The following is a 14,297-nucleotide window of genomic DNA, read 5'->3' as shown; positions in this document are numbered from 1 at the left end:
CCTCCGGGCATGCCGGGTCGCCCCGTTACCTGTGGGGAGGTGTCAGGTGCGTGGAGCAGCGTGCGGGAGCTCCGGGCCGTCGGGCGGCGCGGAACCGGAGACCTCCGGCCGTCGGGGTGCCGTCAGGATCCTGTGCTCCCCGAGGGTAGGGAGCCGGTCGGCAACTGGCAATAGGTCTGTACCAGTTGACGGTGGTGGACATGGCGGGCGGCGCGGTCGCCGGTCGGTGGGGCCGGGCGCGGACGCGCACCGGCGGCCGTCCCTGGTGCGGGGCGGCCGCCGGTGCGCGGTGGTCCGGGCCTCAGCCGAAGGGGCTGGTCTCCGGCGCGGCGGCCGGTGCGGCCTCGGGGGCGGCGGGGGCGGGGGTGTCGGCCGGCAGCGGGGCGAAGGGGTTGAAGTCCGGCGGCGGGACCATCACCGGGGTGCCCTTGGGGCCGCGCGCCGGGTCGTCCGGCCCGTCCTCGGCCGTCGGCAGGGTGACGGTCGGCGCGGGCACGGTCGGCGGCGCCGAGGGCGGCGGCGGCACGGCGGCGGGCTGCGGGAGGGTGGTGCCGAACGGGTCGCTCGGCCGGTCCTCGGCCGTCACCGTGCCGAACGGGTCGGCGGCCCGGGCGGTGGCCGGTGCGGCCTCGGGGGCGGCGGGGGTGTCGGCCGGTAGCGGGGCGAAGGGGTCGAAGTCCGGCGGCGGGACCATCACCGGCGTGCCCTTGGGGCCCCGCTCCGGGTCGTCGGCGGTCTCCGGCACGGTGGTGTCGGTGAGCGTCGCGGCCTGTGGGGCGAAGGGGTCGAAGTCCGGCGGCGGGACCATGACGGGGGTGCCCTTGGGGCGCCGCTCGGCCGCCTCCGGGCTGTCGTCCGGCACCAGGAGGGGCTCGACGGGCGTCGGGTCGGCCTCCGGGGCGAAGGGGTTGAAGTCGGCCGGGGGGACCCTGACCGGCGTGCCGCGCAGGTGGACCGGCAGCGGCGTGGCGTCGTCCGGAACGGGCGCGGCGGCCTGCTCCGGGACGGCTTCGGCGGCGAACCCGGCCGTGGCGGCGAGCGCTTCGGCCGCCGGAGTCGGGGCCGGAGTCGGGGCCGGAACCGGGTACGGCTCGGCGGGGACGCCGTGGGCGGGGGTCGCGGTGGGCGCCGGCGCGAAGGCACGGACCGGCGGGGTCAGCTGCCCGGCCACGCCGTCCCAGCCGAACTGGACGCTCTTCAGCAGCTCGGCGAAGGCCTCCGTGTACAGCTCCCAGTCCTGCGGCTGCGCCGTCGTGAGCTGGACGCAGAGCACCGAGACACCGTCCGGCAGCGGCACGAACGCCTCCACCACCGAGGTGACCGCCCAGCGGCGCCGGCCGTCGTCGGCGAGCGGACCGGGGACGGGGACGCTGCGGCCCTCGACCAGGACGGCGGCCGGGCCGGCCGGCAGCAGGACCGTCCAGACCTCGGCGTGCCGGCGGACGGTGGCCAGTTCGGTGGCCAGTCCGGAGATCGGCAGCGGGTGGCGGGCGAGCGAGACCACCAGGGTGGCCTCGGTCGGCCGGCCGGCCACCTCCAGGGCGCAGACCCCGGCGTAGACCGTGCCCGAGGCGGTGATGGCGTCGGCCAGGGACGCGGCGATCACCGCGAAGTCGCGGCGCGGCGCCGGACCGGTGCCGCTGAACAGCTCCTCGGCGACCTCGGCCAGGTGCGCCGCCAGCTCGGCGGCGGCCGCACCGGTGGCCGGGTCGACGCCCTTGGCGGTGGCCACCGCGTCGGCCCCGGCCGGGCCGGCGGGCACGGTACGGGCGGAGACGCCGACCGGGCCGCCCGGGGAGGTCAGCGGGTGGAAGCCGGGCGGGACGACCAGGCGGACCTCGGCGCCGGCGCCGGTGGCGAGCTCCACCGGTTGCCGGGTCTGCTGTCCGGCGGCGAGCGCCGCCAGGGCGGAGGCGAACGGCGGGCGCAGCTCGGGGGCGGCGACCTCGCCGGCCACCGGCAGCCCGAACAGCGCGGCCGTGGCGGTGCCCCGGTCGGCCACCGCGCCGCGTACCGGGCCGCCGCCGTAGCGCGCGAGCAGCGCGTCGCCGGCCAGCTCGGCCAGCGGGGCGCCGGTGCCCGGGCGGGCCGTCCCGGCGGTGACCACGGTGCCGAGCCGGTCGACGGCGTCGTGCACCGGACCGTTGGGCGCCAGTGGGAGGTTGAACAGGGCCTCGGCCGCCGGGTGGGCGCCGGCGGTCAGGGCCGTCAGCGAAGCCGCCGGGTGGCGCGAGGTGTGCTTCTCGAAGAGGGCTTCGGTGAGCGCGCCGAGCGTCGCGGACACCTGCTCCGCCGGGGCGAAGGGATTGGCCTCCGTAGTGAACTGGCCGTCCTGGGTCAACTGATGAGCCCCCCGCTCTGCTGCGTGTGCGTTGGTGGTTCGGCGGATCCGGGCGCGCTCGTGACCGGCGCGGCGTCAGATCCGTGCCCATTCCTATCAGAGGCCGCCGCTGTGGCAGAACCGGCGTCCGCCGGTTCAGTTCGCGGGCTCGACCGCCAGCGCGGCGACCGCGTCCGCGATGCCGGGAACGGCGAACAGGCCCGCGAGTTCGCGCACCAGCCGCCCGGCCGGGCCGGCGGGGTGCTCGGCGGCGAAGAAGCCGGCGAGTTCGGCGGCCAGCGCGGGCTCCCGGGCGGCGGTCAGCGTCAGGGCCGCGACGAACTCCTGGACCAGGTGCAGCTGGAGCTCCTCCAGCGGCACCGAGCGCTCGCCCAGCCACTCCAGCGAGGTGATCTCGGCGTTGGCGATCCAGGCGCGGACGGTCAGCCGCAGGCCCGGACTCGGCGAGGGGACCGCCAGGTGGCTCAGGATCTGGTCGTGCGCGGCCCGCCGGACTTCGTCGATCACCGCCGACGTCCCGGCGCTGGCCGCCACCGAGCCGCCGCGCAGCAGCGCGGCGAAGCCGGGACCGTGGCTCTGCACGAAGTCCAGGTAGCGGCCCATCACCCGGTACAGCCGCTCGGAGAGCGGGCCGTCGGCGGGCTCCTCGAAGCGGCCGGCCAGCTCGCGGCCGGCCCGGCGCAGCGACTCCTCGTACAGCGCCTGCTTGCCGGGGAAGTAGTGGTAGACCAGCGGGCGGGAGGCGCCGGCGGCGGCCGCGATGTCGTCGATCGACACCTCCTCGGGCGGGCGCCGGCTGAAGAGGTCCAGGGCGACGGCGATCAGCTGCTCGCGCCGCTCGTCCACGCTGAGCCGCCGGCGCGGGCGCTCGCCGCCCTTCCCGGCCGGTGCGCCGGCGGCGGTGCCGCCGGGTGCCGCGAGGTCCGGGGTCGCGCCGTCCGGGGCACCGGTGCGGCCGGCGGCCCGGCCGCTGCTCCGGGCGGTGCGCGGGGACGTGGGCGCCGCCGACGGCGTACGGGAAGCCATGGGCGTCACCCTATCCGGCCCGGGCGGCCGCCGTGGATCTTGTCCGGGGGCCGGGAACCGGGCCTACCGCGCCGGGTGCCGTTCCCGGTAGCGGCGGTACGCCTCCAGGCCGTCCGGCACGAACGCGTCGGCCGCCAGCCGGGCGTCCAGCTCCTCCGGGGTCAGCCAGGCGTGCCAGGCGACCTCGGACTCCTGCGGCGCGACCGGGCCGTCCCAGCGCGCCTCGTACAGGTCGCACCACCAGGAGAGCCCCTCCCGCCGGAAGAGGAACTTGAACAGCGGGCGCGGCTCGATCCCGCTGACGCCGAGCTCCTCCTCGGCCTCGCGGACGGCGGCGCTCGCGTACGTCTCGCCGGCGCCGACCACGCCGCCGACGAACATGTCGTGGAAGCCGGGCGCGAACAGCTTGGTGTCGGTCCGCCGGTGCACGAAGATCCGCCCGGTCCGGTCGCGGACCAGGATGAACACGCAGCGGTGCGTCAGCCCCCGCCGGTACACCTCCCCGCGCGGGGCGGTCCCGATCACCCGGTCGTGCTCGTCGACGACGTCCAGCAGTTCATCCGCAGGGTTGGTCATGACGGACAGGTTAGGGTTTCCGGGCCCGGTTCGAACGCGGGCACGACAGGATTCGGACGACTCCGGGGGCGCGCGGTGACGGAGATCTGGGGCGAGACGGCCGAGGGCTTCGAGCCCGTACGGGAGGCCTTCTCGCGCAACTTCCAGGAGTACGGCGAGCTCGGCGCGGCGTTCGCGCTGTACGTGCGCGGGCGCAAGGTGGTCGACCTGTGGGGCGGCGACGCCCGGCCCGAGGTCGGTGGCCGGCCCGCGCCGGCCGTGCCGTGGACGGCGGACACCGCGCAGGTGCTGCGCTCGGTCACCAAGGGCCTGACCGCGACCACGGCGCTGCTGCTCGCCGAGCGCGGGCAGCTCGACCTGGACGCGCCGGTGGTCTCGTACTGGCCGGAGTTCGGCGCGGCGGGCAAGGGCGGGGTGCCGGTGCGCTGGCTGCTCTCGCACCAGGCCGGGGTGCCGGCGCTGGACGTGCCGCTGCGGCTGGAGGACGTGCTCACCTGGGAGCGGGCGGTCGCGGCCGTGGCCGCGCAGGCGCCGGCCTGGGAGCCCGGCACCGCGCACGGCTACCACCCGTACACCTTCGGCTGGCTGGTCGGCGAGGTGGTCCGCCGGGTCAGCGGGCGCACGGTCGGCCAGTACTTCGCCGAGGAGATCGCCCGGCCGCTCGGCCTCGACCTGTGGATCGGGCTGCCGGCCGGCGCCGCGCCGCGGGTCGGCCGGCTGGTCGACCTGCCCGCCCCGGAGGCCGCTCGGACCGGCCCGAGCGGGCTGCGGCTGCGCCCCAAGCAGGTGGTCCGGGACGCCTACCAGGACCCAGCCTCGCTGACCGCCCGGGCGTTCGCCTCGGTGCGGCCCGGGGTGGACCTCAACGACCCGGCGGTGCAGGCCGCCGAGATCCCCGGGGCGGGCGGGATCGGCACCGCGCGGGCGCTGGCCCGGTTCTACGCGGCGCTCGTCGGCGCGGCCGACCGGGAGGGCGGGGCGCCGGGCACGGTGCCGGCACCGTTGCTGGGGCCGGAGGTGCTGGCCCGCGCGGCCGGGCCGGTGGTCAGCGGGCCGGACCGGGTACTGATCGTCAACTCGACGTTCGGCCTCGGCTTCTTCCGGCACGGCCCGACCGCGCTGATGGCCTCGCCGGCGAGCTTCGGCCACCCGGGCCGGGGCGGCTCGCTCGGCTTCGCCGACCCGGAGCTCGGCCTCGGGTTCGGCTACGTCACCAACGGCATGCAGCCCGGGGTGACGGGAGACGTCCGCTCCCGCCGGCTGATCCACGCGGTGCGCGGCTGCCTCGGGCTGTCCTGAGCGGCGTCAGGCCTGGCCGGTCTCGAAGCGGCTGATCCGGTTGCCGTCGACGACGAAGCGCCAGGCGGTGCGCATCTCGCCCCAGGTCTCGTTGCTGTAGTTGGCGATCAGCGCGCGGCCGCCGTCCGACTCGGACTGCACGTCCATGTGGCCGCGGCTGGTGAAGATCTCACGGTCGATCCAGTCCGCCAGGTCACGGTCGGCGCCGTCGTCGGACATCGTGGCGTCCTCGGTGAGCAGGGCAGTGAAGGCCGCGCGGTCGTTGGCGTTGATCGCGGCGACGGCGGCCCGGACGGTCGGGTCGGAGAGCTTGGCGATGGCGATGGTCACGGTTTCTCCCAGGGTGAAGGGGGACGGGACTCCTGTCTAAGGCATCCGCCGGGCGTGTCCGGGCATGTCGGCGGCGCGTCGGTGATTTTCGGTATTCATGTGCTTTGATCCCGATATGGGTGATTTGCTCACGGAAGGGAGTCCCATGGGTCCGGCCGAACTGCTCGTCCTGGCGTTCCCCCGGCAGACCATCACCGTCGAGGCGGCCACCGTGCTCGGCAAGCTGCGCACCGGGGGCGACATCCGGGTGGTCGACTCGCTGGTGGTCACCCGGCACGTGGACGGGGAGGCGACGTACGGCGAACTCGCCGACTACGACGACCTGCGCGGCATCGTCCCGGACGGGCACGCCGACCTGCCGCTGATCGGGCCGGAGGACGCCCAGGAGGCGGCCGAACTGCTGGTGCCGGGCACGGTGGCGCTGCTGGTGCTGATCGAGCACGTCTGGGCGCGGGAGGCCGCCGAGGCCCTGAGCGCCGTCGGCGGGCGGATCGCCTCTGGCGTACGGATCCCGCCCGAGCACATCGACGAGGCCGTCCGCGCCGCCGAGGCGCACCGCGCGGCCGGGAAGTGAGGACGCCGTGATCCGATCCCCGGGGCCGATCCGGCCGGTGCGGGTGCAGCGGCCGGTGGGCGCGCCGCTGGTGCGCGGACCGGTGCTGGGCGCCGCGGCCGGCCGGCCGCCGGGCGGGCCGGTGGCCGAGGCCGCCGGACCGGTGAACGAGCCGGTGAACGAGCCGGTGAACGAGCCGGTGAACGAGCCGGTGAACGAGCCGGTGAACGAGCCGGCGGTCGGGCGGCAGATCGCGGACATGCTCTTCGACCTGGGCCGGCTGGCCCGGCAGGGCCTGCTCACCCCCGAGGAGTTCGCGACCGCGAAGGCGCGGCTGCTCGGCGGGTGAGCTCGGGAGAACCGCGGTGCGGTGCCTCGCAGGGGGCGCCGCGACGCGGACCACGGGGAGTGGTGGCGGAGTGGGAAGTCGGCCGGTCCGACTTCCCGCTCCGCCTTTCGCGTCCGTCGGGAGCGCCCGGTGCCCGGCCGGGCGTCCGGCGCCCGGCCTAGAAGAAGCCCAGGGCGTCCGGGGAGTAGCTGACCAGCAGGTTCTTGGTCTGCTGGTAGTGCTCCAGCACGGCCTTGTGGTTCTCCCGGCCGATGCCGGAGTTCTTGTAGCCGCCGAACGCCGCGTGCGCGGGGTAGAGGTGGTAGCAGTTGGTCCAGACCCGCCCGGCCTGGATCGCCCGCCCGGCCCGGTAGGCGGTGGCGCCGTCCCGGCTCCAGACGCCCGCGCCGAGGCCGTACGGGGTGTCGTTGGCCTGGGCGATGCCGTCGTCGAAGTCCTCGAAGCGGGCGACCGAGAGGACCGGGCCGAAGATCTCCTCCTGGAAGATCCGCATGCTGTTCACGCCCTCGAAGACGGTGGGCGTCACGTAGTAGCCGCCGGCCAGCGGGCCGCCGAGGTCGGCCCGCTCGCCACCGGTCAGCACCTTGGCCCCCTCGGCCTGGCCGATCTCGATGTACGAGAGGATCTTCTTCAGCTGGTCGTCGCTGGCCTGCGCGCCGACCTGGGTCGCGGTGTCCAGCGGGTCGCCTTGGCGGATCGCCCGCACCCGCTCCAGGCCGTCGGAGAGCAGGCGGTCGTAGACGGCGGACTGGATCAGCGCCCGGCTCGGGCAGGTGCAGACCTCGCCCTGGTTGAGGGCGAACATCGCGAAGCCCTCCAGGGTCTTGTCGTAGAAGGCGTCCTGCTCGGCCGCGACGTCGGCGAAGAACAGGTTGGGGCTCTTGCCGCCGAGCTCCAGCGAGACCGGGATCAGATTGCCGCTGGCGTACTGGGAGATGAGCCGGCCGGTGGTGGTCTCGCCGGTGAAGGCTATCTTCCGGATCCGGGGGCTGGAGGCCAGCGGGCGGCCGGCCTCCAGGCCGAAGCCGTTGACCACGTTGAGCACGCCGGGCGGCAGCAGGTCCGCGGTGAGCTCGACCAGCAGCAGGATCGAGGCCGGGGTCTGCTCGGCGGGCTTGAGCACCACCGCGTTGCCGGCCGCCAGCGCCGGGGCGAGCTTCCAGACCGCCATCAGGATCGGGAAGTTCCACGGGATGATCTGGCCGACCACGCCCAGCGGCTCGTGGAAGTGGTACGCCACGGTGTCCTCGTCCAGCTGGGAGAGGCCGCCCTCCTGGGCGCGCAGCGCGCCCGCGAAGTAGCGCAGGTGGTCGACGGCCAGCGGCAGGTCGGCGGCCAGCGTCTCGCGCACCGGCTTGCCGTTGTCCCAGCTCTCCGCGACCGCCAGCTCCTCCAGGTGGTCGGCGATCCGGTCGGCCATCCGCAGCAGCACCTGGGCGCGTTCGGCGGGCGGGGTGCGGCCCCAGGGGGGGGCGGCGGCGTGGGCGGCGTCGAGCGCGGCCTCGATGTCCTCGGCGGTGCCGCGGGCGACCTCGGTGAAGACCTCACCGGTGACCGGGCTGGGGTTCTCGAAGTACTCGCCGCGGACCGGCGGCGTCCAGCGGCCGCCGATCCAGTGCTCGTAGCGGGGCCGGTAGGCGACGATGCTTCCGGGCTGACCCGGGGGCAGGTAGACCGTCATGTGCTGGGTGCCTCCTCGCGCTGTCGGGGCACCGCCGCGGCACGCGGGCCGGGCGGTGCGCCGGGCCGCACCGGCGGCCCGGCGGAGGGTGCGGCCGTGCACGCGGGCGGGCGCCGCCGGGGCGCCCGCCGCTGGGCGTGTCGGACACGCCCTGGCACCCTAGCCGCGGACGGCGCCCCGCGGCTACCGTCCGTACGGGAGGGGTCCACGGAGGGTGCGCGTTCCGGCCGATTCCCGCCACGGCCGGGGCCGGGGCCGGGCGTTCCGGGGCCGCCCGGCCGGCGCGGGGCGTTCCGGGGCCGCCCGGCCGGCGCGGGGCGTTCCGGGGCCGCCCGGCCGGCGCGGGGCGGTCCGGTTCAGGCGGACTGGTACCGGCCGGTGCGCGACTCCCAGCTGAGGTAGCCGGCCAGCCAGGTGACCAGGCCGTCGGCGTACCGTCCGGCGATCGCCCGCTCCACCCGGGCCAGGCCCAGCTCCCGGAAGACGTCGGGGAGTTGGGCGTGCAGCTGGCGGCAGCGCTCGACCATCAGCTGGGCCTCGGCCATCACCACGGCGCAGGCCTCCTCGGCCGAGCAGCGTCGCTCCCGCTGCACGATCATCACCAGGTTGTTGACGTCGCCGCGCGGGGCCTCCAGGGGGAAGGACCGGACGTCGTTGCTGAGCGAGGGGATGTCGGCGGCGAGCTGGCGCAGTTGACGCAGGACCGGGTGGTGGAGCACGGCGGCGGGCACCTCGAAGTTGCCGAGCCGCTCCACCATGTCGAAGATCGTCTCCATCGCGGCGGTGCCCCGCCTGAGCACCAGGTACCCGTCGCGGTCCGGCGGGCGCGCGGAGATCCGTCCGGCGGCCTCGGCCGGGTGACTGGCCAGGTACCACTCCCAGTTGTAGGCCGCGCGGGCCTGCCAGCGGGCGGGCATGCCGCGCACGCTTCGGTCCCAGAGGTCCGCGAACGCCGTCTCGACAGGGGAGGAGGCGTCGGGGCGGGCGCCGTGCAGGACGGCGATCAGCCGCTCGCAGATCGGGGCGACCTCGGTGGGGCGCCGGCCCAGCGGGCCGTCGAACTGGTCGTCGAAAAGGAAGTAGAAGCCCATCAGGTCGGCGGCCAGGGCAAGTTCGTCCGGCCCCGAGTCCGGGTAGCCGAGGGCGGCGAGGTCGACCACGTCCCAGTGGGCGTAGGAGGGGTGCGCCGGATCCGGGAGCAGCGGATGCCGGGTCAGCCAGGCGCGGTGCAGCTCGGCGGCGTGCGGGCCGTGCGGGCTGCGGCGGTGCGGGAACGGAATCTGAAGTGAGGTGTCGTCAGACATCGGACTCCCGGTGCGGCGGAGGGTGGGGGCGCTGGCGGTACTCGTGCTGATTGTGGGGGAGTTGGTGTGGCGGATTTCCATCAGGGGGTCCCACAAGGAAGATCAACTCGGTGGGAATGCCGTAGAGTATCGGATGCAATGATCGGACGTTAGGGATATAGGGCAATTGCCCTGGGCAAGCCGTCCGAACCCTCAATCTCGGCCCCAGCCTGCGCGAATGCTGCGCAACGCGCCCCCAGCGGCGCTAATCTCGGCTCCACGGGCAGGGAACGGTGAGGCGGAGGCACGACGGTGACCGAGCAGCGACACGAACTTCGGGCGGAGGCGGCCGGCGCGGAGAAGCAGGACGCGGACGCCCTGTCACCCCGGGTCAGGCTGCGCGACCGCGACGCCGAACTCCGGTCGGCCGAAGCCGCGGTGGAGAAGCTCTGCCGGGAGTTCGCGGCCGGCGGGACCGAGATCGGCGAGCTGCTCACGTTCTCCGGCCGGCCCGGCATCGGCAAGACCAGCCTGCTCCACGAGGTCCGCCGGATCGCCAAGCTCCGCGAGGGCGCCACGGTGCTCTTCGCCCGCGGCGGCGAGCGCCAGTTCAACGAGCCCTACCACGTCCTGCGCCAGCTGCTCCAGCCCGTCCTCGGCGACCTCGCCCCCGACGAGTTCCGGCAGGTGATGGGCACCTGGGAAGAGGTCGTCGGACCGGCCATGGGCCTCAAGCAGCCGAAGAGCGGGGCCCGCCGACTCGATCCGCAGGGCGTGCGCGACGGCCTCGACTACGTCCTCACCCAGCTCGCCCCGCGGCGCGCCCCGCTGGTGATGATCGTCGACGACCTGCACTGGGCCGACCTCGAGTCGCTCGGCTGGCTCACCCAGTTCGCCGTCCGGGCCCGCGAGTTGCCCGTCCTGCTGGTCTTCGCCTACCGGGAGGACGCCGCCGACTGGCAGCCCGAGGCCCAGGACCAGCGGTGCGCCGTCACCGGGCTCGCCACCCGCCGGCACGAGCTCAGCAGGCTCTCGCTGGTCTCCGTCACCGACATGATCCGCGCCGAGTTCGGGGCGAAGGCCGAGGACTCCTTCTGCTACGAGTTCTGGAACGTCGTCAACGGCAATCCCTACGAGGCCGTCGCCCTGCTCGACCAGGTCCGCGACCAGGCGCTCGACCCGGTCGAGGAGAACTCCCAGCAACTGCGCGAACTCGCCGTCGACGCCACCGGGATGACCCTCAAGCGCTGGCTGGACCGGCTCGGCGCGACCACCCTGCGGTTCGCCTGGGCCGCCGCGATGCTCGGCACCGACATCCGGCCCGAGCTCGCGGCCCGGATCTCCACCCAGAGCGCCGAGGGCTCCCGCGAATCCATCAAGCAGCTGCGCCGCCAGCGCGTCCTCACCCAGACGCCCAACGGGAACCTGGAGTTCGTCCACCCGCTGATCGGCAGCTCGATCTACAACACCATGCCGGAGTCCACCCGCACCGGGATGCACGGGGTGGCCGCCGCCGAGATCGAGAACGCCGGACTCGGCCTGCTCGCGGCCTCCCGCCACCTGGTGGAGACCTTCCCCGGCGAGGGCGACGACCGCACCGTCCGCAAGCTGCGCCGGGCCGCGCAGGAGCACCTGATGATCGGCGCGCCCGAGGCCGCCCAGCGCTGCCTGCACCGCGCGCTCGCCGAGCCGCCGGACGACGAGGACCGCGCCGAGGTGCTCTACGAGCTCGGCTGCTCCGCCCTGCTGACCGACCCCGGCGCGACCGTCAACCAGCTGCGGCTCGCGCTCGACCCCGAGGAGGGCCCGCTGCGCCCCGCCCTGCGGGTGGACGCCACCTTCCGGCTCTCGGAGGTCCTCGCGCACAGCGGCCAGCTCGGCGAGGCCGCGCGGGTCTGCCAGGAGGAGGCCGAGCAGACGGTCGGCGACCCGGCCGGTCGGCTCCGGCTGGAGGCCGCCTCGTTCATGTGGCACGCCTACCGCAAGTCCGAGGAGGACGGGCCGGGCCGTTCGGAGCGGCTGGGCGCGCTCTGCCGCAGCCTCACCGGCCGCGAGGCCGCCGACCGGGCGGTCCTCGCGTTGCGCGCCTGGGACCTCACCCTGCGCGGCGAGCCCTCCGCCGAGGTGCTGCGCCACGCGGACCAGGTGCTCGACCAGGGCCGGCTGCCCAAGGGCCTCGGCTGGACCGACAACACCTGGGGCTTCGAACTGCCCGCCACGCTCGGTCTCTCGTACACCTACAGCGACCGCATCGCGCAGGCCGAGCGGCTCTTCGGGGACGCCATCGTCCAGTTCGAGGTGGCCGGCTGGAGCGGCGCGCACCGCGGCTTCGCGTACTTCCTGATGGGCCTGGCCCGGTTCCGCCGGGGCCTGCTCGCCGAGGCCGAGGACTTCCTGCGCCGCGCGCTGCGGCTCTCCGAGCGGATCGGCCCCAAGCTGCCGCTCGCCTGGGACGCGGTCGGCGTCCTGGTGGACACCCTGATCGCCCGCGGCCGGATCAACGAGGCCTGGGAGCTCGCGAGCGGCTTCGGGTTCAGCCCGCCGTACCACGAGACCGCGATGGTGCTGCCGGACGCGGCCTCGCTCTACGGCAAGCTGCTGCTCGCCAAGGGCCGCAACGCCGGGGCCGCCGCCGCGCTCACCCAGGCCGGTGCCCAACTGGACGCCCGGGGCTGGCACAACACCGTCTGGGCGCCCTGGGCCGGCCACCTCGCCATCGCGCTCGCGCAGGACGAACCCGACAGCGCCCGCGCCTACGCGGAGCGGTCCGTCCGCGACGCCCGCCGCTTCGGCACCGCCTCGGCGATCGGGACCGCGCTGCGGCTGCACGCCCAGATCGAGGACGGCCAGCAGGCGGTGGAGCTGCTGGAGCAGGCCGTGCGCCACCTCGGCCAGTCGCCCGCCGGGTACGAGCACGCCGTCGCCCTGGTGGAGCTCGGTGCCGCGCTGCGCCGGGTCGGCCGGCTGGAGGACGCCCAGGAGTACCTGTACCAGGGCATCGAACTGGCCCAGCACTGCGCCGCCGACGGCCTGGTCGAGCAGGCCCGCCGCGAGCTGGCCAACTACGGCCTGCGGCCCAACCGGCTGGCGGACGTCCGGGAGATCCTCAGCCAGCCCGAGTGGGACGTCGCCCGGCTCGCCGTCCGCGGGTTGCCGGCCCAGCGGATCGCCGAGGAGCTGGGCGTCCACCTGAGCCTGGTCAACCGGCGGCTGGCGGCCGTCTACCGCAAGGCGGGCAGCGGGCCGGACGGCCTGGCTTCCGCCCTCGGCATGCCGCCCGAGCAGCCCGGCAGTGCGGACTAGCCCGGCGGCACGGACCAGTACGGCACCAGGGATCAGCACGACAGGACGATCCAGCACGACAGGACGAACCAGCCCGGCGGTACGGGCCGACGCGGCGCCTCGGGGAGCGGCGGGTCGGACCGGTACCCCGGGGCGGCGCGCGCGACGCGGCGGAGCGTCGGAGCGGCGCCGCGCGAGGGACCGGCGGACGGCAGTGGGACAACGGCGCGCGGGGGCGACATGAGCGCCCTCGCCACCGGCCCGCTGACTAGGCTGACCCACGGGGCTGCGGGCCCCGGACGGACCCGGTACCAGGGGCCGCGGCACGCCGCGGCCGTCAGTGAGGAGCAGGACATGTCGACGCCCCCGGCGAACGGCTCGCAGCCGACCAGCGTGCGGCACGAACCCCTCGAACCCGCGGGCGCAGGCGCCGCGATCGAGCGCTGGACCCTACGGGCCGGCCCGTACGAGGCGAGCGTGCTGACCCTCGGCGCCACCCTGCACACCCTGAGCGGCCCCGACCGGGCCGGCCGGACCGGGCAACTGCTGCTCTCCTCCGACCGGTTGGCCGAGATCCTCGGCCCGGCCCGGCACTACGGCACCGTCGTCGGCCGCTACGCCAACCGCATCGACGGCAGCAAGGTCACCATCGACGGGGAGGAGCACCCGCTCGCCCCGACCGGCGGCGGCATGACCCTGCACGGCGGCCCGGACGGCTTCGCCCACCGGATGTGGGAGGCCGAGGAACTGCCCACCGGTGTCCGGCTGCGCCTGCACAGCCCCGACGGCGACCAGGGGTTCCCCGGCGCGCTCGACGTCACCGTCGACTACACACTGACCTCCGCCGGCGAGCTGACGATCGCCTACCGCGCCGTCACCGGCCGGCCGACCGTGATCAACCTGACCAACCACGCGTACTTCAACCTCGCCGGCGAGGGCAACGGGGACATCCTCGGCCACCTGCTCACCCTCGACGCCGACGCCTACACCCCGGCCGACGAGCGCCAGATCCCCTACGGCCGCACCGAGCCGGTGGCCGGGACGCCGTTCGACTTCACCGTCGCCCGGCCGATCGGCAAGTCGGTGCACGACGAGCACCCGCAGCTGACCGGCCCCGGCGGCTACGACCACAACTGGGTGCTGCGCCCGCGTCCGGCCGATGGCACCCCCGCCCGGGCGGCGCTGCTGGAGGAGCCGGTCGGCGGCCGCACGCTGGAGGTACTGACCACCGAGCCGGGGCTGCAGGTCTACACGGCCAACAAGTTCCAGGGCGCGGTGACCGGCGCGAGCGGCGTCCCGTACGGGCCGTTCGCCGGGATCGCGCTGGAGACCCAGCACTTCCCGGACTCCCCGCACCACCCGGACTTCCCCAGCACTGAGCTGCGGCCGGGGGAGGAGTTCCGCTCGACGACCGTGCTGCGCCTCGGCGTGAGCTGAGCCGGCCCGGTGGCGGGCGGCGCGGGGCGGGGGGGGGGGGCGCCCCCCCCCCCCCCCCCCCCGCGGGGGGGGGGGGGGGGGGGGGGGGGTGGTGGTGGGGGGGGGGGGGTTTAGTATTTGGTGGGGGGGAGAAAAAAAAG

At 75.4% G+C, this 14,297-nt stretch carries 11 protein-coding genes; 5 read left to right on the top strand and 6 right to left on the bottom strand.

Annotated features, from left to right (window positions below; all coding sequences use genetic code 11):
* Positions 1-301: 301 nt before the first annotated feature.
* The 3 genes from ABT263_RS21960 to ABT263_RS21950 all read right to left on the bottom strand — a co-directional run bounded on the left by ABT263_RS21960 (position 302) and on the right by ABT263_RS21950 (position 3,943).
* Positions 302-2,341, bottom strand: a complete 2,040-nt coding sequence (locus tag ABT263_RS21960; protein ID WP_352292424.1) for a hypothetical protein — start codon at positions 2,339-2,341, stop codon at positions 302-304.
* A gap of 135 nt (positions 2,342-2,476) precedes the next feature.
* Entirely contained in the window at positions 2,477-3,367 is an 891-nt protein-coding gene (locus ABT263_RS21955; RefSeq protein ID WP_352292422.1) for a TetR/AcrR family transcriptional regulator, read from the bottom strand.
* A 63-nt stretch (positions 3,368-3,430) separates the two neighbouring features.
* Positions 3,431-3,943 carry an NUDIX hydrolase gene (locus ABT263_RS21950; RefSeq protein WP_352292420.1) on the bottom strand — a complete coding sequence of 171 codons (513 nt, stop codon included), beginning with the start codon at positions 3,941-3,943 and terminating at the stop codon, positions 3,431-3,433.
* Positions 3,944-4,018: 75 nt separating this feature from the next.
* Here ABT263_RS21950 and ABT263_RS21945 point away from each other — a divergent pair, with 75 nt between their 5' ends.
* Positions 4,019-5,242 (top strand): serine hydrolase domain-containing protein, encoded by a 1,224-nt coding sequence (locus tag ABT263_RS21945; RefSeq protein ID WP_352292418.1) that lies wholly within the window; start codon positions 4,019-4,021, stop codon positions 5,240-5,242.
* A 6-nt stretch (positions 5,243-5,248) separates the two neighbouring features.
* Here the strand turns inward: ABT263_RS21945 and ABT263_RS21940 are convergent, their stop codons facing one another.
* Positions 5,249-5,572 carry a nuclear transport factor 2 family protein gene (locus ABT263_RS21940; protein ID WP_329490747.1) on the bottom strand — a complete coding sequence of 108 codons (324 nt, stop codon included), beginning with the start codon at positions 5,570-5,572 and terminating at the stop codon, positions 5,249-5,251.
* A 145-nt stretch (positions 5,573-5,717) separates the two neighbouring features.
* On the opposite strand from ABT263_RS21940, the gene ABT263_RS21935 reads away from it, so the two are divergent.
* Together ABT263_RS21935 and ABT263_RS21930 are read left to right on the top strand one after the other, a co-directional pair.
* Complete coding sequence (locus ABT263_RS21935; protein WP_352292416.1) at positions 5,718-6,146, top strand: DUF6325 family protein; 429 nt, start codon at positions 5,718-5,720, stop codon at positions 6,144-6,146.
* A 7-nt stretch (positions 6,147-6,153) separates the two neighbouring features.
* Positions 6,154-6,474: an SHOCT domain-containing protein gene (locus ABT263_RS21930; protein ID WP_352292414.1), complete on the top strand. Its 321-nt coding sequence runs from the start codon at positions 6,154-6,156 to the stop codon at positions 6,472-6,474.
* Positions 6,475-6,631: 157 nt separating this feature from the next.
* On the opposite strand, the gene exaC is transcribed toward ABT263_RS21930, so the two are convergent.
* Entirely contained in the window at positions 6,632-8,155 is a 1,524-nt protein-coding gene (gene exaC, locus ABT263_RS21925) for an acetaldehyde dehydrogenase ExaC (RefSeq protein WP_352292412.1), read from the bottom strand.
* Between the two features lie 356 nt (positions 8,156-8,511).
* Complete coding sequence (locus tag ABT263_RS21920) at positions 8,512-9,459, bottom strand: terpene synthase family protein (RefSeq protein WP_352292410.1); 948 nt, start codon at positions 9,457-9,459, stop codon at positions 8,512-8,514.
* Positions 9,460-9,750: 291 nt separating this feature from the next.
* Between ABT263_RS21920 and ABT263_RS21915 the strand changes: the two genes are divergently transcribed.
* Both ABT263_RS21915 and ABT263_RS21910 read left to right on the top strand, forming a co-directional pair.
* Positions 9,751-12,741, top strand: a complete 2,991-nt coding sequence (locus ABT263_RS21915) for an ATP-binding protein (protein WP_352292408.1) — start codon at positions 9,751-9,753, stop codon at positions 12,739-12,741.
* Positions 12,742-13,074: 333 nt separating this feature from the next.
* Positions 13,075-14,157, top strand: coding sequence for an aldose epimerase family protein (locus tag ABT263_RS21910; RefSeq protein ID WP_329490753.1), 1,083 nt, complete (start codon positions 13,075-13,077; stop codon positions 14,155-14,157).
* Positions 14,158-14,297 lie beyond the last annotated feature (140 nt).

The organism is Kitasatospora sp. NPDC001603 (assembly GCF_040298365.1).
In the GTDB taxonomy this organism is placed as follows: domain Bacteria; phylum Actinomycetota; class Actinomycetes; order Streptomycetales; family Streptomycetaceae; genus Kitasatospora.
The sequence above is the reverse complement of the archived record's forward strand: the minus strand, read 5'-3'. Positions and strand labels throughout refer to the sequence as shown.